Below are 18,497 nucleotides of genomic sequence, written 5' to 3' on the forward strand. Positions count from 1 at the left end.
CGAGAGACTTTAAGATTAGAATATTACAATCTGTAAGATGCTTTTTTTTCATTATTTATGCTTATTTTTCATGGGTTCTTATACTTGACTCTCAATGAAAAAATTGCTATTTATTCCGATAATACTTTGTTGTTTTATGGTAACGTCATGCGATGAGCTTTTCGAGGATGAGCCAAGCGAGTATGAGGGTCCAATAACGATTAGAAACCTGGAGGCAATTGATGTTGATCAATTTCATTATACAATACAATGGGAAGTGCTTGATGGAAATGGCGAGATAATTGATCCCAATGATGTTACTTTTCAATATGAGGAAAACTATGGTTTCCAAGGCAGCAGTAGTGGCCGTGGGCAGGGAAATACTTATACTCCGGATATCAACAGAAAGGAACAAGGGGAAAGAATCAATGTGATTCAGATATGTGGGTCTGAAATCAAAGTAAAGATTACGGCTTCTGTTCAGGGAGCTGATGACCAAATGCTGGAAAATTTTGCTGAAATAAGTGTTTTCCCTCCGGTTTGTGACTATGAGTTGTATTCTGTAGGGGAACAGAGTGGTTCTAATTCCAGTGTTTGCGATTTTGGAAGTCAGTTCACATACAGGGTCAAGAACCTTACATATGGGTCATATTTTGAAGATGAGTTTGGGTTTGATCAATTATTCGATGATAACACAGGATATAACGGCTCAAAGTCATTTAAAATAGAAATAGCGGAAGTTAGCATTTTGGATGCTACTAATTCAGTTGTAGATGTTCAGCCACTTTATAGAATGGCTGATTTGTCTCCAAGCAATGGCTTTCAAATCTTAGGGCCACAAGTAAGTAAGGTGAACTGCCAGCAACCTGCTCTTATTTCTTTCAAAATTGATTTTAATCTTTTAGATAATCAACAATCTGTTATTGTTGGAGAAACTATAAATAAGCAGTTTGATTTCTAAGGGAGATTATTTGAAGTCCACTGTCATCTACCGTTTTGCACCATCATAGAAATGTCAGGGTCAGAGCCATGGGAGTCTGATATTACTAAACATTAAATATAATGCGAAAGATAATCTTACTATTAACAACTCTTCTCTCATATGGGTTTTCTTACGGGCAAAACTGGGAATCTATAAAAGCAGAAATATCTCCGGTGATAGAACTACCTCATGAATATGATACTGTTTACAGGCAAGCACTTTCCACTAGAGGCTGGGAAGACGGGGTGCACATTTCAGAAGATGGTTTAAATTTATATTGTACTTATGTACCAATCGACCTTCTTTCTTTTGTATTAAATGGAGATTTGCCTAATGATTTTAGCGCACAATATTTAAGAGGGGCTCCTACCTTTGGAATGGATTTACTAACCAATCCAATTGGTGCCACTGAATGGTTACACTCTGATATCCTATACGCTCAGAGAAATACAGTCATGGATCCATTTAGCTCATGGACTTTATCAGATATGGCAAGAGTATTTTATAGTGAAGGTGCCCCATCTCCATCTTTTACGGCTAACTCCACTTTGGTGGAGTTTATGGTTTTTACAAGTAATGATAACGCCACAAACAATACTGATATTTGGCTTATTAAAAACACTTCCAAAAACCCTTCAGGTACTGGTGCACCAATGCCTTTTCCGATCAACACTTTGAACAATGAAGACAACCCTCATTTGGTAAGGATAGATAATAACAATCTCATTTTATTTTTTGATAGCGATAATTTGCCAGGGGGGAAAGGAGATATTGATATTTGGTTTTCAGAAAGTAATGATAATGGAGCTACATGGAATTCCCCATCAAACCTAAACTCCATAAATACAATTCAAAAAGAACATCAGCCATTTTTACATAAGGATTTACATACAGACAATTGGTTTCTCTATTATTCCTCATTTCATACTGATGGTAAATTAGCTATTTTTAGGGCAGAGCAATTGATTGATAATGACTGGTACAGTTGGGGAGACCCACAATTGGTATTAAGTGCAGGAAATTCAGCAGGAGTTGGAGAACCTACATTGACAGAAAACGGGGATATCTCTTTTGTTGTAGTTTATGCTGATCCCGATATGAATTCAATATATGATCGTTTTGATGCTGACCCATGGTTTCTTGAAAGGGGAAATACAATAACTGGCCATAATGAAATAGTAATGACAACTTTTATTTATCCGAATCCAGTAAAGGATATAATTAAAATTGATTCAGAGGATCAAATCAGACAAATAAAAATAAGCAGCAGCACTGGAAAGCTTGTTTTTACCGGCACAAATAAAATTATTAAAGTGGATCACCTATCCAGTGGAATGTATTATTTGGATATTCAGTTTGAATCAGGAGAAACAGAACAAAGAAAGCTAATCAAACAATAAGAACATAGCCCAAGCAGAGAAGCAGAAAAGGATTCTGTAGATGTGGAAGTTTTTTTAGCATCCTGTATAGTCGTAAAATAGTTTAATTTCTTTTTGAATTATCCTTCCTTAACAACCTCAATAACTATTTTCCCTCGACTGTGCCCTTTTTCACTATAGCGATGTGCTTCGGCAATATCAGCTAAACTGTAGGTGCTGTCGATAACGGGCTTAAGCTGACCATCTTCTACCAATGCTTTTAAGAAGTTAAGCTCTTCAATGGAAGGTTTCACCACAATTAGTTTCTGTTGCTTTTTAGAAAAAAAGGAGGATACATATCCGGGCAAGAAACCTAGAGGTTTAGGATTGGCAGTAACGTAAGTCCCATGGGCAGCAAGCACTTTCTTGCATTCTCCAAAACTGACATTGCCCACGAATTCCAGAATAACATCATATTTTTTGTCACTCTTACTGAAATCTTCCTCCTTATAATTAATGGTATGGGTAGCACCCAGGGTTTTAACAAATTCGGTATTTTTACCACTACAAACCCCTGTTACTTCTGCTCCCAGGGCTGCGGCAATTTGCACAGCTAAAGTGCCTACACCACCGGAGGCACCATTAATTAACACTTTATCACCTTTTTTTACAGAGGCTTTGTTGTATAACGATTGAAATGCCGTAAGTCCAGCTAAAGGAATGGAAGCAGCCTCTTTATAGCTAAGATTTCTGGGCATTATGCCCATGCTTTTCTCGGGTGCTGCTACAAATTCTGCATAAGCTCCTCCGTTTGTACCGCCTAACTGTCCCCATACCCGATCCCCTGCTTTAAATAGGGTGACTGCTGTACCTGTCTCAACTACTTCCCCCGCAAAATCTTTCCCTAATTTCATCGGAAACTTAAAACTTGTAACAAATTTGAGATTGCCTTGCCGCAATTTCCAGTCCACCGGGTTTACAGCGGAGGCATGTATTTTCACTAGTACATCTTTTTCATTCACCTTAGGTTGAGTGAAGTCACCAATTTTTAATTCGTCTGCAGATCCATAACGCTTGATATAAACAGCTTTCATGTGTATAAGTTTATTGTCAGTGATCACCCCGATAAGTCGGGGCAGGCTATGTAATTCAATAAATTTTATTCATCCTCGGTTGGTATGTTAAGGATTCTAAAATTTATGCTCATTTCATGATAGATGATTTTATGTGCGAGGAATTTTAATTCCTTATGTAAAAATTAAATGCCCAACACCAACTTTTTAAATGCTGAATTTAAGGTGTCTGTTAAAAATAGATTGAAGGAATTTAAAACCTATGTCTCTTCATTAAAAATACGATGCTTTGGGTGTTATTGTTCGGAAAAAAAAGAGTGGAAGAATGGTGAAAAGGGGAGTGAATATTGAACTTATGATTCAAGCTATAGCTCTTGAGGAAATAGAGGTAAGAAGCTGTGTTTTGCTTCTGATTGTAGAAGGATTAAATTTAGTCTGTTAAAGATTAAAATTTGACTATTAGAGGATTTAACATTTAAGGCTTACCACAAAACGAAAATACTTACGTTAATAAGGCCTACAAAAATTAAGAATAGATGAACAAACAATTACAAGACGATCTAACAAAGCTTGCCGAACTTTTGGACGCAGTAAAACTTCAGGGACTTGAATTTCTGGCACAAATTGGTGACCGCCCCACTTCAACAAAATCGCTAATCAAGGAAGAGGAAAGTCTTAATGAGGTTGGTTTAGGCGGAACTGACACCTTACAATTGTTTAACGAAAAATTTGAATCTCTAATAGTGGGCTCCAGTGGCCCAAGGTACTGGGGATTTGTAACAGGTGGTTCAACTCCGGCTTCCATAGCAGGCGATTGGCTCACTTCAGTGTATGACCAAAACACTCAAACAACCAAAGGACAAGGAGATGTTTCAGCAACTATTGAGGTTGAAACGATAAAATTGCTTTTAGATCTTTTCAACTTGCCAAATGATTTCTTTGGTGGGTTTGTCACAGGCGCTACAATGTCTAATTTCACTTGTCTTGCTGTAGCAAGGCAATGGATAGGGAAGGAAATGGGGAAAGATTTTGCGAAAGAGGGTGTGTCCGGGGATATCAAAATCCTTAGTGCTTTACCTCATTCGTCTGCTGTAAAATCGCTTTCAATGTTGGGGATTGGGAGTAATAATATTAATAAGCTAAAGGTAATGGAGGGGAACCGTGAAAGTACTGATATTGAGGATTTGGAAAGACAAATCAACGAGCTCAATGGGCAGCCATTTATCCTTATCAGTAGTGGAGGAACAGTCAATACAGTGGATTTTGATGATTTTGAAGCGATCTCAAAACTTAAGGAAAAACATAATTTTTGGTGGCATATTGATGGAGCATTTGGTGCATTTGCCGCTTGTTCTCCCAAATATAAACACCTAATGAAGGGATGGGAAAATGCAGATAGCATTACTGTAGATTGTCATAAATGGTTAAATGTGCCTTATGAAAGTGCGGTTTTTCTTGTGAAAGACCAATATAAGCTTTTACAGGTAGAAACCTTTCAGAATTCCAATGCACCTTATTTGGGTGACCCATTTGACAATTTTAATTATCTTAACTTTTTGCCGGAAAACTCAAGACGTTTAAAAGCTTTGCCGACCTGGTTTTCGCTGAAAGCCTACGGGAGAAAAGGTTACCAGGAGATCGTGGAAAATTCAGTGGAAATGGCACAGCTGTTAGGAGGATATATTGAAGCGCATAAATCATTTGAATTGTTGGCACCTGTACGACTCAATAATATTTGTTTTACATTAGCGGGGGACGAAAACCAGGATAAAGTATTTGATTTTTTGAAAGGGTTAAATGAAACAGGAAAAGTATTTATGACTCCCACTATTTATAAAGGAAAAAATGGAATAAGAGCTTCTTTTGTTAATTGGAGAACAAATTCAAAAGACATTGAACTTGTGTTTGCAGAAATGAATAAACTAATGCAAATAGAGTAAGGGATCGAGATGGAAACAATTGGACAAGTACTGGTACAACTGAATTAAATCACCCAAATAAAGCAGCCAATAAACTACAGTTAATGAATAAAGACTTACCAATAGCCTTCCTTAAAGCAATAAATGACCAAATGGTAGAAATACCGGGCGGGGAAATTGAGCTAAGGGATGATCGGATTAAGCACAAGTGGAAAGTAGCTCTCAAACCATTTTTAATGGCTAAATTTCCTGTAAGTCAGGAGCTGTATTTTGAAATTACCAAAGAGTCCCCGGCTTCTATTAAAGGAGAACAAAATCCTGTAGAAAATGTATCCTGGAAAGACGCCATAAGCTTTTGCAACCTGCTTTCTGAAAAGGCTGGTTTAGAAGTTTGTTATCATTTTAATACTGAAGACGAAAACATTTCCTTTGATCCAAAAGCGAATGGATATCGCTTACCTACTGAAGCAGAATGGGAATATGCTTGTAAGGCCGGTACAACAGGAATTAGATATGGTGAGATTGATGAGATTGCCTGGTATAAAGAAAATTCAGACGGAAGGACTCATGAAGTAGGAACAAAAGAACCCAATGAATGGGGATTATTTGATATGTTGGGCAATGTGTGGGAGTGGTGTTCTGATATTTATGATGAGACAGTGTATGGTTCCTACCGTATTTTCCGAGGTGGAGGCTGGTGCGATGAGGCCAGAGGTTGTATGGCAACAAACAGGAGGCGTAGCCATCCAACTTCGTTTAAAATTGATGACCTGGGATTTAGGTTAGCCAAAAATTTGGGGTAGTATAAACCTTCTATTTAAAGAAATGAAAATTCGCAATTTATTAAATACTACGGCACACCGGCCATGGAATCTGCCAAAAGGGAGCTGGAAATATTATCAGGAATGGAACAATGCAATATTTCTTCATTGGCAGGTTGACTACGAAGAATTAAGAGAATTTGTACCCGGAGATTTAGAAATTGATCTTTTTGAGGGGAAGCCATGGGTTTCTATAGTGGCTTTCAGAATGGAGAAAATACGTCCTAGAAATTTGCCAGCCTTTGCTCCCATTTCAAATTTTGAGGAAATCAACATTAGAACCTATATAAAATCAGGTGTAAAAACAGGAGTTTACTTTTTAAGTATAGAAGGTGGAAAGCGTTTGTCCTGTAAAATAGCCAAACTATTTTCAGAATTGCCCTATCGTTTTTCCAGGATAGAAAGAGGTGACAATCGCTGTCAATCTGCCAATCGGGAATTTAATGACAGCTTGAATGTAAAATTTACGGTAGGGGAAGAAATAGCTGAGAAAAGTTTATTGGATAATTGGCTGACTGAAAGATATGCCCTTTTTCAGGATTCGACCAGTGCGATCAATCAATTTGAGATTCATCATTTGGAATGGCCGCTAAAAAGTTTAGCATTGGAGAATAGTGATATTAACTATTCCCGCTTTGGAAGCTTGTTAAACAATACTCCGGATAAAATGCATTATTCAGAAGGAGTAAAAGTACTTGCATGGGGTAAGGAGAGGATGTAAACTTATTTTCTCTCGTAAAATCCCGGATTCAAAATTATCCACTTTGCATCCTTTATTAGGAACTTTGTGTAAGCGGCTTTCATGTTATATTTGTCATATATATATAAGTATTCAGTTTGAGAGAATACTAATGAACTCACTAATTGATTTTAATGATAAGGAAGAATAGAATCAAATATGCTGTTATAGTATTGGTAATTATAATTCTGGGCATTTGCTCCAGAAAATTCTCCAATCAGCTTCCGTTCTTTATAGCAGATAACAGTGGGGATTTCCTCTGGGCAGCCATGGTATATTTCGGTTTTCGCTGCTTTTTTATTAACAAAAGCTTGGCATGGGCTTTTGTTGCTGGCTTAGCCTTCAGTTTTTTCATTGAATTGAGTCAGCTCTACCAAGCAGATTGGATAATAAGCCTAAGACACACCACCCTGGGAGGGCTGGTTTTAGGGAAAGGGTTTTTATGGGTAGATTTGTTACGATACTTCTTCGGGATAATTATCGCCTGGCTTGCTGATTTTTTTATTTTGAAGCCCGGGGCCGGAATTAGCAGGAAATACTACTAATTTCTGCTATAAAAATTAGTATATTCACAGTTGTATTTAGTAACCCAACCTTATCCCCCCATTACAGTAATGGTCAGTTTCCTTCCCGAGGCATTATTTCGGTGCTCACAAAGATAAACGCCCTGCCAGGTGCCGGTAAGTAGCTTGCCTTTGGCAAGCGGCACACTTACTGAACTTCCTAATAATGATGACTTTATATGTGCGGGCATATCATCCGGCCCTTCCTGTGTATGCTCAAAATAAGCGGCATTTTCAGGCACCATTTTATTGAAATGGCGCTCAAAATCACCTCTTACAGTAGGGTCAGCATTTTCGTTTAATGTTAAACCCGCAGAAGTGTGGTGGATGAAAATATGTACAATTCCGGCACTAAAATGCCTTAGTTGAGGCATATGCTTTTCAATTTCCTGCTCAATAAGATGAAAACCTCTTGGATAGGGCTTCAATTGGAAGCTTACTTGTTCTACTTGCATAAGTTTTTAGATCAGTTTACTAAGGAATTAATTCCTTATCGAACGAAAGCTAATCATCTAAAGTTAACCCTTGCTCGATTTTATGTGTTGTTATGAACTGGTTTGGATATGAATAGCTCGACTTTGATTGCTTGGGCCTTGCCTAAAATACTTCCCTAAATGCTAACCAAAATTTCTTTATCAGCGTGATAATAAGAAAGGAGATTAAGTACATATGTAAATCCTAATTGTTATCATGCAGCGTTATCACCAACAATCACTTACCGTTTTTCGAGGAATCCTCTTAATAGCTATTATTCTTATAGGCAATATAACCTTTGCCTCAGCTCAGCAAGTGGATTTGAAGCAAAATGAACAGCTCAAGAAAAACGTATACCAGCAAATTTTGAATGACAGAGGGCTATTTAATGACTTTATGAATGAGATGAGCCAGAATGAGCAGTCAATGGATTGGATGAAGTCCAATATGCAAATGATGAGCCATGTGTATAATCAGGAGCAAATGCAGATGATGATGGAGCATAACCCTGAAATGAAGCAGCAGATGATGCGTAACATGAGAAATATGATGAAAAGGGATTCAGTTATGCACCATCAAATGCACAATATGATGTATGAGGATCCTGAAATGCGCCAGCAAATGATGCAAATGATGAAGAGTAAGCAGGATGAGGATTCGATTGACCATCAAATGAGGAATCCGCAAAAAATGGACAGTGATCATCATAAGAATTAAACAGATTTGACTTTTTTATTTGAACCTAATTTTATCATTATGGAAAACTTTGAACGAAATGGAATGGGGATGACCTGGGGAGTGGTTTTAGGCGTTATAATCATTATTTTAATCGTATGGTTTGTCTTGAAAGCGATCAATAAAAAAAAGAAACGTAGCCGTACCCAAGGAGAAACTCCTTTAAATGTTCTAAAGGAAAGATATGCATCAGGAGAGATTGATAAAGAAGAATATGAAAGAAGAAAGAAAGGTTTAATGTCATAAATTAAGAAATGAAATTCTTTCAGAAGTGTCAGATTCAACTGTTAGTTTAAAACCCGCAAGGTTATCCGAAACCTTGCGGGTTTATAGTAAATGGCTTATTGCATTTCCCCTTGGGTTATTTTCAGTTGTTGTAAAGCTTGTTTTTCATCCAACTTTCCTGATTTCAGCTCTTTTAGGACCTTACCATTGATTTGGAGCTCAAGGTTTTCAGGAATACCACAATCGGTACATTTTGTAATGGCCACTTTGAAGATTAATTGTTCATTGTCTTTTAAGCTGGTGATGTTTTTACCATATTCAAGGATGTTGGCTTTCAGCTCAGCCTCAAATTGTGGGTACAATTTTTTTACCAGATCATCCCGTTGCTGCTGGTTCAGGCTTTCTTTTTGTTGAGTAGGAACCCTCCATAAATCTTTTCCGGCTTGTATAGAAGAAACCATATCCATATAAAAGATGACCCCCATCCCCTCTATTTGCTCATGAAAAATAGGGGACTGTACATAATAGGTTTCCGATAAATCCGATTGGTAAAGTCTTTGAAGAATGCTTTGCAATAAGGCTAAATCTTTGGCCAATGGACTGTCTTCATTTCCTAAATTTATGGTAATTCGGCTTTCCGCTTCTTTTCTGTCGATTTTACCGGACTGATAGGCTTTGATATCCTTCATAGTTATTTCAGCTGAGAGTTTCCCTCTCTTCCTGGCGTCCACTCCTTGCGAATTGTAATAAAATCTATGATGGTTGCCTTTCTCCATTACCAATATTTTTTCCTCGTCTTTTACCTGGCTTATTAGGTGGCCGTAATCCAATAAAAAACTTTTAATACTTTCAATTTTTTGCTCCTGTCTTACTTCTCTAATGCTGTCTGTGTTCATCACTTTTGCCCTGGCACGTTTAGCAATAGTATGTGCTCTTTGCTCAAGTTCCTGCTGACGCTCTTGTAATTCCTTTCTTCTCTCTTGCCTTTCTGCTTCCCGTTCTTGATTATCTATTTCTTCCTCCTCTTCTTCTTCTATAATTAATTCCAATCTCTCTACTGCTTCCATTCCTTTTACAATAGCTTCAGAAAAATCAGGCATTGGAGGTAATTCGGGACTGAATTCGTAGAAAACCATGTTGTTGGCTGGTAAGTTTAAGATCACCCCAAAACCTTCTATGTATTGTGCTTCATCTCCATTCGTATGATTGTTCCAATGGCTTCTTTGGTTTTCATTGACCAGACTTTTTAATACGGTTTGAGCTACTTTCAGATCCTTTTCCATTTTTTGCTGATCCACTTGCTGCGCCAATAAGATATTGGCAGTAAACAGTAAGCCTATTATGATGATGTACTTTTTCATTTTTGTAGTATTTAAGTGTTTTTTAATATTTTTAATAAGCAGTTTCCTGACCATTGTTGCTGGCCAAAGTGTTTAAAATTTGTCCTGTTTCCAGCTTAAACAGATCTTTATCAGATTCCATCAGTTCCATTTTAGCAAACAGGTAATCCATGTCGTCTTTGCGTTGTTTTTGCATATAGCCTGCAAAATCTGTGAGCAGGTTTTCCATGTAGACTTTTTGGTGTTGGTTGCTTTCTTCCCAATAAGCTTGCATCATTTCTGCATTGCTATTTTCCATTGCCTTCAGGTAGTTGTTGATCAACTTCTTGTTTTCAGCTCTGTTGGTGGCTATAAAACTATCCATTTCTTCAGTGCGTTTGGTCTCCAATTTTTCCTCGTAACTTACCAGTGCATTGGAAATCAATTCCTTCACTTCCTGTTCCCTAATGGTTTCATCAAGCTGTTTTTCCTGGTCAAATGCCATACGAAATTTGCCATCTGCATTGCTGATTTCCAGCCCGGTGAATTTTCCGGCCACCATCAAAAGTAAAAGGGATGCAGCCACTGCCATAAACCACTTTAAACCAGTGGATTGTTGTAACTTTATTTCGTTTTTATGGACGTTGAAAAAGGGAGGTGCACTTACATCCTCATCTTTCAATTGGCTCAGTATGGCCTGTCCGTGTTGGAGTGCTTCCAATTCCTTTCGTAAAGCCGGATTCTTTGCCAATTCTGCTTCAAAGATTTTTCTTTCCTCGATTTCCATCTCATCATAGAGATAATCCATCAATTGCCCTTTCCATTCTTCAGTCTTCATAGCTAACAGTCTTTTCAGTGATATTTTCTTTTTCCAATAATTTTTTCATTTGCGCAAATGCATAATACAAGCGGGATTTTACCGTGTTTTCAGACACTTTTAAAATTTCGGCAATCTCCCTGAACTTAAGTCCCTCATATTCTTTCATAATGAGTACCTCACGCTGATCGTAATTCAGCTTTTTGATGCACTTCTTCAGGATTGCCCCCAACTCAGTTTGCATATAAGTTTTTTCAGGATTGGAAAGATGAGGTGTTGAGATCTCCCATGCCGGACTGTTCTCATCTTCCTTTTTAGGTAACAGTTGATCAAAGCTCAGCCATTTATGTCTTTTTCCCCTTCTGCTTTCTTGTCTGCAAGTATTGGCAACAATAGTATATATCCACCACTTAAACTTGGAACAGTCCTTCAGCTTCTGAATATTGCCATGCATTGCAATAAAAGTTTGCTGAGCGGCTTCCTTTGCCAAATCTCCATCTCCAAAATATTTATAGGCGTAGTTGTAAATGCGCGGGTACCATAGTTTTACCAATTGACCTTGCGCATGGCCATCACCGCTTTGGGCCAATTCTATTAAATCCAATGATGTTTCTTTTTGCACCGCGTACATATTCACCTATTCAATATAAAAACTTAATTAAATCTAGGATGCAACCAATGATAAAAAAGTTCTAAAGCAGGGAAATTAATATTTCTACTTGAGTTGGGAGAGTAGCAGACAAACCTAATTATCCACTTTAGCTAAGGCAAAAGGCGGTTTTTCTGTAATTAAAAAAAGCTTGTTTCCATGAGAATTTTACCATGGTTGCAGAATTTTTTGGATGTCTACTTTTTGTCTACCCCTTAATTGCAACGAATACCTTCAGTTTGCATCTATTAGTAGACTTGAATCTTGTAGTGATAAAATAAAATTGAGTATGGAGTCAGAAGTTAAATTGATAATCTTATTTAAAAAAATGAAAGAATGAAAATAGAAAATTTTCCATTGAACAAAAATATATTAAGAGAAAGCCCTGAGAAAGAGGGACATTGTGTGCGGCAATTGGCACAACTCAAAAATGAAAACAAAATGTTAAAGGAAGCTTCTTATCTGACGGCACATGATCTTAAATCTCCCCTGAATGCCATTGAGGGACTTATTGAGCTGTTGCACTTTGATTTTCCAAATCATGAAAATCATACTCTTGATAAATTAAGGTTTACTGTACATCATATGAAAGATTTTGTGGAGGACATGCTGGCTCAAGCTTCGGTAGGCAATGTATTGACACCTACCTCCGAAATCTACCTGGGACAATTAGTACGGGAAATTGTTGAGGCAGATCAATTGGAGAAGAAATTAATGTTGCAGTTGCCTGAAATTTGGCCTGTGGTGACTGCTCCTAAAGCCTTGCTTCAAACCATTTTCAGGAATTTACTGACCAATGCTATTTCCCATTCCGATAAAGGAATTTGTAAGGTGCAAATTGTGATCAAGGAATTTGCCCATAAGTACATGATTTCTTTTTCAGATAATGGGCCTGGTATGGATGAAGATAGTATAGAGCGTTTAATGTTTCCTTTTCAAAAAGGAGAACATTCTGCTAATGGACATGGTGTGGGCTTATACGCTGTAAAGAATGCTTTGCAGCTAATGGGAGAAACATTTAATGTACACTCTGAACCAGGGAGAGGTACCGAATTTATATTTAGTTTACAGAAATAATTTTGTATATTCTGTTCAATGGAATATGGAAGAAACAATTTAATGGTTTATGAATGCTGTTTAAAAAAAAGAAAGATGAAAAAATAAAAAAGCCCCAAAGAAGTGAACAGTTTTGAAGAAGATTCTACTTTTTAAACGGGGCTTTTATGTTTCCTAAACATTACAAACATACAAGCTATTTTTATGGCTGAAATCCCCCTTAGTCGGGGAAATTTTTTATACCTACCTTCACTAAAACTGTAAGAGAGAAGAGGAGAACGGAGGAGTATTTAAAATTGAAAAGGATTATAGTAGAGGATATTATTTCTTAATATCACGCAGAATGAGGGATATAGAATGTTGTGAATTATAAGAGTTTTGTACGATATTCAATAAAAAATGGAGAAGAGAGATGCCGAAAAATAAGCTTTTGATTGTTCTATTCCTTGCCTTTGGCTTATTCTACTGGAGACCGGTTTACTCACAGGAATTTATAAAAAAGCATATCAATTATGAGGATGGCTTGTCAAATAGCCAAATCACTACTATAAAGCAAGATGATTGGGGTTACATCTGGGTAGGAACTGAAGGAGGAGGCGTTTTCAGATGGGATGGAAAAGACTTACAACCATTATCAGATAGTGTAAAATATGATATCATAAGAGATATTGCCCCTTCTGTTGAAGGCTTTTTTTGGGGAGCTTCAAACGGAAAATTATTCAAAATTAACCCACAGCATGTGTTTGAGCAATTACCTTTGTCCAATTATCATCCTTATGCGGGCGATCAAATCCAGCACATGTATCCCATGAATGCGGGTGTTTTGACAATCTCCTTTAAGGGAAGCTTAAACCTTATTAATAATAAGGGAGAAATTCTTGATAACTTAAACTTACCCAGCCGGGAACCTGGCTTTAAAGTCATTCAAAAAGGAGATGTTCTACATCTTTTCAACATGGATCTTTATGTTTCACTGAAAATTATTGAAAATAGGCTGCATGTTATTCATCAGATGCCATTTTCAGCATTAATGCAAAATATAGGCTTCCAAACCAGCCCTTCCTTCATCCACCTTGCCAGTGAGGGCTGGTGGATTCAGAATGAGAATAAACTGTTGTTGTTAGATGATGACTTTAAAATTATTTCAACCTATCATTTACCATTTAGTAGCAGGGTTACTGATCTGGAGGAATGGGAAGGCTATTTTTGGTTTGCCACAATTAATGGACTTTTCCAGACCGTAAAAGAAAATAAAGAATTTAAACTCATCACTCAAAACCTGGCTTTTTCCATTTATGATGTATTAAAAACCAAGGATGGACTGTGGATTGGAGCATTAAATGGATTGTATCATTTTTCCAAACCATTGATATCTAAAATCAATTTATCTGAAGAAGATGGAGCGATGAGTAGCTATTTTGGTTATGCCACTGTTGGAGATGAAATTTGGGCAGGTGGCACTAATAAAGGAATCCATATATTCAATAGGAATAGAAGAGCGAAAATAGATTCAATAGATTTTGGGGAACGATACAGGAATGCTGTCAGGTGCTTTTTACCTGATGGGGATTCGGTGTGGGTCGGGAGTGGTCGGGGATTAGTAAAAATGGATCCATTTTCCAGGGAATATGACACATACCCAAATATGTCTTCCCCTGTTCTCAGTCTTGTTTATTACAAAAATGAATTAGCCATTGGTACTTCAAGAAATGGACTTTATTTATTTGATGGAAATAATTTCAGGAATTTCAATACCACACAGGGATTAGATAATGCCACTATTTGGTCAATGGCTGTATCCGGAGACTCTTTATGGATTGGTACGGAAAGAGGACTCTATTTAATGGAAGGTGATTCAATTAAAGCGTTGAAGATCAATAAAAAGGTGGATGATTTGCCGATTACAGCCATTGAGAATATTGACAACCAAACAATCGCCATTGGCTATGCGCCAGGAGGTGTTGTATTGTATGATTTCACTAAGAGTAAAATAATCCATCATTTTACCGACCAAAATGGGTTGTCTAGTAATTTTATTTACTTTTTGAGAAAGATAAATGGCAGGCTTTGGGTAGGAGGTAGTCTGGGGGTTGACATTGTGAACACAGAAAATGATTTTAAAAGTTTTCAATTGAGGGAATTTGCTCAGTTGGCTGGTGCAGAAACTTTTTCTAATGGCATAATTGCGTTGACTAATGAGGCCTGGGTGAGTACAATTGCAGGGGCTATTGTCATCCCTTATGATATTTTATCGCCTCAAAATTCCAAAGAATTTTATCCTGTTTATATAGAACGTCTGGAGCCTTTGTCTTTTTCTTCTACAGATGATTTTCAGAAGTTAGTAAATGATAAGGGAGAAATTGCCATTCCGTATGGCCATGGCAGCTTGAAAATTCACTTTAACACAGCTCATTTTGGCACTCAGTCCTTAAGTTTTGTTTACCAGATGGATGGTTATGATCCGGAATTAAGCAAACCTGTTAATGAGAAATTTGCTGTTTACAAACAGCTGCCTGCGGGAGAATATCATTTTAAAGTATGGAGATCCATCTCAGGAGAAAGAATTGGAGAACCTGCGCAACTCAGTTTTATTGTTACTACACCTTTTTACAGAACTGCGTGGTTTCGCTTGGTAGCAGTCATTATTTTTATAGGGTTGATCATTATTTACTTTGCTTATAGAACCCATGTGAAAACTCAAAAAACACTTCAGTGGGCAAAGGTGAGGGAAGAGGCCCAAAATGATTTACGAAAAGAAATGGCCATTGATTTTCATGATGAAATGGGCAATCATCTGGCTAAAATCATTAACTTATCCGGAGTGTTAAAGATGTGGGGATTGGCAGAGGAACAGAACAAAGTGGTGGATAAAATTGAAAAAGCGGCCAGTGCTTTGTTTGTTTCCACTAAAGATATGATTTGGTCACTCAAGAAGGAAAATAATAACCTGGAAGAGGTATATTTCAATGTAAGGGATTTTGCAGAGCAATTATTCGATAATAGCGATGTGAATTTGAGGACATATAAAAATGCGCCTGCAAAACATATAGTGATGAATGCCAAAGCCGGGAGAGACTTGAGTCTGATTATGAAAGAAGCCTTAACGAATGTATACAAACATGCGAAAGCTAAAAATGTTGATTTAAAAATAGAAGTCTTGCCTGGGAATGAGGCTAAAATTTCTGTTTCAGACGATGGGAACGGTTGTATAAATGAAGGGCAAAGCAAAGGGAATGGTTTGAAGAACATGAAGCAAAGAGCTACGCGTTCAGGCTTTATTTTTAATTTTCAAGCCAAACCCGCAGAAGGCTTTAACATCAATATTATCATTAAATAACATTTAATCAGGCAAGCCAATGTTCAAGAAGAAAATTATCATCATAGAAGATCAGGAAGATTTGCGCTACAGCTTTGAACTCATCATTAACGGATCAGATCAGTTCTTTGTGCATCAAACTTATCCTGACGCTGAAGAAGCCATAAAGGAAATCTCTAAAACAAAACCCGATATTGCCATGGTAGATTTGGAATTACCGGGAATGAATGGAATAGAGGCCATTCGTCAAATTAAAGAGAAAAGTCCCAAAACGGAATGTGTAATAGTGACTGTATATGAGGATTCTAACCTGGTGTTTGAAGGACTAAAAGCAGGAGCTGGAGGCTACATTATTAAGAATGCCAATTACCTGGAAATCATCCGGGCCCTTGAGGAAATTAGTAAAGGCGGGGCTCCCATGAGTTCCCAAATTGCCCGTATGGTGATTCAGAATTTTCATGTGAATCCCAACTCACCTTTATCACCTAGAGAAACGGATGTGCTGAAATTAATAGCAGAAGGAAAGAGTTATACGCAAATCTCAGAGGAGCTTTTTATCAGTAAGGAAACGGCACGATCACATATCAAAAATATTTATGTAAAATTGAATGTTAATTCTAAATCTGAAGCTATTTCCAAGGCCAGAAAAGACCATTTGATTTAGTGCAATTTTTATTGAGCCTGACTTTTTAAGTAGTCCTATTTCACCTAATTTGGGGGATAGTTAAAAACCTTAAGGGAAGTACTTTGCAGAATTATTTATTACCCATGGCCAAAAAAACATTTATCTATATTCTTATCCTGTCAGTCGCTTCAATTCCTTTAGGTTTTGCTCAAGGCTACACTATTGAGGCGAATGGAGCAAAACTCCATTACAAAATTTTTGGAAAAGGCGAGCCCTTGTTAATTATCAACGGAGGCCCGGGCATGAACAGCAATGGTTTTGCCGAGATGGCCAAAAATTTGGCAGAAAATTACCAAACCATCATTTACGATCAAAGGGGAACAGGCCAATCTATCCTATCCAACAGGGATCATACAGCCGTTACAATGGATTGGATGGTCAAGGATATGGAAGCCTTAAGAAAATATTTAAAACTGGAGGAATGGACTTTGTTGGGACATTCTTTTGGTGGCATGTTGGCCTACTACTATGCTACCAAACACCCCGAAAGAGTAAAGGCTATGATCCAATCTTCATCTGGTGGAATGGACTTAGCATTGTTGTCCTTAATAAATTTAAGAGATAAACTTTCAGAAATGGAATGGGACTCACTACAACATTATCAATCACAATTAAATGAGGGAGACACTTCTTACGCTACCCAATTAAAAAGAGGGGAATTTATGGCTCCGGCTTACTTGTATAACAGAAAACATATTCCTGTTTTGGCAGAACGGCTAACTCAGGGGGATTCCCAACTAAATGGATGGGTGTGGGCCGATTTAAGAAAGATTAATTTTGATACCAAAGAAACACTTTCTTCCTTTGAAAAGCCTGTGTTAATTATCCATGGCAGGAATGATTTACTGGATGAAGCAGTAGCTGAGACGGCTCATCAGATTTTGCCGAATTCCCAATTAGAGCTTTTAGATCGATGTGCGCATTATGGTTGGCTGGACAGGCCGGATGTTTATTATAAGTTGATTGATACATTCATGTCTCATATAAATTAATAGAAAATGCCATACACGATATCTAAATACAGGATGAAACAAGGTAGTTTTATGCTTTTATGGATGATATTTATCGGGTCTTTTTCTTTAAAAGCACAAGTAAACTCAAATGACTCTTTACATATTCAACAAGAGATTCTTAAGCGCACAAAAGAAATGACTATGCTGTTTAACAGCAAACAACTGGATCAAATAGCTCAATTTTATACTTCCGATTCTAAAATGATAGGCCCGAGAACAAATGTAAGCGGAGATCAAATGAAAACTTACTGGCCAAAATTCTCAAATGCAAATAACTGGGAATTAGAGAATATAGAAATCCAGCCCTTAAGTTTGACTTTTGCTTCTCAAATTGGAATATCTACAATAGAGTATACCCGGCCGGATGGAAATGTGGCGAAATCTATTACTAAGTTCTCACTTATTTGGCAGAAGACAAATGAAGGGTGGAAGATTAAACAGGATTTTTTCTTTCCAATCCCACAAAATGAGTAACTACTATAAATCCCGATATAGAATTTCCCCAATTACTTGTCCTTTAGCGCTGAAAATCAAAAACTCCCATTAGATTTTCGTTTCATTAGTCCTATAATTTCCCACTTTCTTAATGGGCCAACTACGGATGGCTTATAGCTGCCATTTTATTTAATCCCCCAAAATAGGTGATAATTGAGGAATTAATACACCAAATATTGCGTGGTAGAAATGCTTTCAGTAATCCCCACATTTGAGAATTGAATAATTCTTCTGTGCAGTTAATTGCGGCAGAATAATATTCTGTAAATCAAATTTTAA

General features: G+C 37.2%; 18 protein-coding genes. 13 read left to right on the plus strand and 5 right to left on the minus strand.

What is annotated here, in order from left to right:
- Window positions 1–94: 94 nt before the first annotated feature.
- Complete coding sequence (locus tag JKA74_RS09190; protein ID WP_201430884.1) at window positions 95–940, plus strand: hypothetical protein; 846 nt, start codon at window positions 95–97, stop codon at window positions 938–940.
- Window positions 941–1,041: 101 nt separating this feature from the next.
- Entirely contained in the window at window positions 1,042–2,361 is a 1,320-nt protein-coding gene (locus tag JKA74_RS09195) for a T9SS type A sorting domain-containing protein (protein ID WP_201430885.1), read from the plus strand.
- Window positions 2,362–2,459: 98 nt separating this feature from the next.
- Here the strand turns inward: JKA74_RS09195 and JKA74_RS09200 are convergent, their stop codons facing one another.
- Window positions 2,460–3,413, minus strand: coding sequence for an NAD(P)-dependent alcohol dehydrogenase (locus tag JKA74_RS09200; protein WP_201430886.1), 954 nt, complete (start codon window positions 3,411–3,413; stop codon window positions 2,460–2,462).
- Between the two features lie 515 nt (window positions 3,414–3,928).
- On the opposite strand from JKA74_RS09200, the gene JKA74_RS09205 reads away from it, so the two are divergent.
- The 4 genes from JKA74_RS09205 to JKA74_RS09220 all read left to right on the plus strand — a co-directional run bounded on the left by JKA74_RS09205 (window position 3,929) and on the right by JKA74_RS09220 (window position 7,416).
- A complete protein-coding gene (locus JKA74_RS09205) occupies window positions 3,929–5,332 on the plus strand; it encodes a pyridoxal phosphate-dependent decarboxylase family protein (protein WP_201430887.1) in 1,404 nt (467 codons plus the stop codon).
- 83 nt (window positions 5,333–5,415) lie between these two features.
- Window positions 5,416–6,114 carry a formylglycine-generating enzyme family protein gene (locus tag JKA74_RS09210; RefSeq protein ID WP_201430888.1) on the plus strand — a complete coding sequence of 233 codons (699 nt, stop codon included), beginning with the start codon at window positions 5,416–5,418 and terminating at the stop codon, window positions 6,112–6,114.
- A 22-nt stretch (window positions 6,115–6,136) separates the two neighbouring features.
- On the plus strand, window positions 6,137–6,853 hold the full coding sequence (locus tag JKA74_RS09215) for a YqjF family protein (protein WP_201430889.1): 717 nt from the start codon (window positions 6,137–6,139) through the stop codon (window positions 6,851–6,853).
- A gap of 152 nt (window positions 6,854–7,005) precedes the next feature.
- Complete coding sequence (locus JKA74_RS09220) at window positions 7,006–7,416, plus strand: ribosomal maturation YjgA family protein (RefSeq protein WP_201430890.1); 411 nt, start codon at window positions 7,006–7,008, stop codon at window positions 7,414–7,416.
- 50 nt (window positions 7,417–7,466) lie between these two features.
- Here JKA74_RS09220 and JKA74_RS09225 read toward each other — a convergent pair whose 3' ends face one another.
- On the minus strand, window positions 7,467–7,889 hold the full coding sequence (locus tag JKA74_RS09225; RefSeq protein ID WP_201430891.1) for a secondary thiamine-phosphate synthase enzyme YjbQ: 423 nt from the start codon (window positions 7,887–7,889) through the stop codon (window positions 7,467–7,469).
- Window positions 7,890–8,124: 235 nt separating this feature from the next.
- On the opposite strand from JKA74_RS09225, the gene JKA74_RS09230 reads away from it, so the two are divergent.
- On the plus strand, window positions 8,125–8,625 hold the full coding sequence (locus tag JKA74_RS09230; RefSeq protein WP_201430892.1) for a hypothetical protein: 501 nt from the start codon (window positions 8,125–8,127) through the stop codon (window positions 8,623–8,625).
- 39 nt (window positions 8,626–8,664) lie between these two features.
- Window positions 8,665–8,889 (plus strand): SHOCT domain-containing protein, encoded by a 225-nt coding sequence (locus JKA74_RS09235; RefSeq protein WP_236587642.1) that lies wholly within the window; start codon window positions 8,665–8,667, stop codon window positions 8,887–8,889.
- A gap of 95 nt (window positions 8,890–8,984) precedes the next feature.
- Here the strand turns inward: JKA74_RS09235 and JKA74_RS09240 are convergent, their stop codons facing one another.
- Genes JKA74_RS09240 through JKA74_RS09250 form a run of 3 tightly spaced genes read right to left on the minus strand, consistent with a single transcriptional unit; the run spans window position 8,985 to window position 11,635 of the window.
- Window positions 8,985–10,229 (minus strand): hypothetical protein, encoded by a 1,245-nt coding sequence (locus JKA74_RS09240; RefSeq protein ID WP_201430893.1) that lies wholly within the window; start codon window positions 10,227–10,229, stop codon window positions 8,985–8,987.
- A gap of 31 nt (window positions 10,230–10,260) precedes the next feature.
- On the minus strand, window positions 10,261–11,025 hold the full coding sequence (locus tag JKA74_RS09245; protein WP_201430894.1) for an anti-sigma factor family protein: 765 nt from the start codon (window positions 11,023–11,025) through the stop codon (window positions 10,261–10,263).
- On the minus strand, window positions 11,015–11,635 hold the full coding sequence (locus tag JKA74_RS09250) for an RNA polymerase sigma factor (protein ID WP_201430895.1): 621 nt from the start codon (window positions 11,633–11,635) through the stop codon (window positions 11,015–11,017). The genes JKA74_RS09245 and JKA74_RS09250 overlap by 11 nt, the downstream gene beginning before the upstream one ends.
- A gap of 354 nt (window positions 11,636–11,989) precedes the next feature.
- Here JKA74_RS09250 and JKA74_RS09255 point away from each other — a divergent pair, with 354 nt between their 5' ends.
- The 5 genes from JKA74_RS09255 (at window position 11,990) to JKA74_RS09275 (ending at window position 18,197) form a co-directional block, all read left to right on the plus strand.
- Window positions 11,990–12,730: a sensor histidine kinase gene (locus JKA74_RS09255; RefSeq protein WP_201430896.1), complete on the plus strand. Its 741-nt coding sequence runs from the start codon at window positions 11,990–11,992 to the stop codon at window positions 12,728–12,730.
- A gap of 391 nt (window positions 12,731–13,121) precedes the next feature.
- On the plus strand, window positions 13,122–16,046 hold the full coding sequence (locus JKA74_RS09260; protein ID WP_201430897.1) for a ligand-binding sensor domain-containing protein: 2,925 nt from the start codon (window positions 13,122–13,124) through the stop codon (window positions 16,044–16,046).
- 19 nt (window positions 16,047–16,065) lie between these two features.
- Window positions 16,066–16,689, plus strand: coding sequence for a response regulator transcription factor (locus tag JKA74_RS09265; RefSeq protein ID WP_201430898.1), 624 nt, complete (start codon window positions 16,066–16,068; stop codon window positions 16,687–16,689).
- A gap of 83 nt (window positions 16,690–16,772) precedes the next feature.
- Entirely contained in the window at window positions 16,773–17,702 is a 930-nt protein-coding gene (locus tag JKA74_RS09270; protein ID WP_236587645.1) for an alpha/beta fold hydrolase, read from the plus strand.
- A gap of 6 nt (window positions 17,703–17,708) precedes the next feature.
- Window positions 17,709–18,197, plus strand: a complete 489-nt coding sequence (locus JKA74_RS09275; protein WP_201430900.1) for a nuclear transport factor 2 family protein — start codon at window positions 17,709–17,711, stop codon at window positions 18,195–18,197.
- Window positions 18,198–18,497 lie beyond the last annotated feature (300 nt).

The sequence above is a fragment of the Marivirga aurantiaca genome, from assembly GCF_016679925.1.
Taxonomy (GTDB): domain Bacteria; phylum Bacteroidota; class Bacteroidia; order Cytophagales; family Cyclobacteriaceae; genus Marivirga; species Marivirga aurantiaca.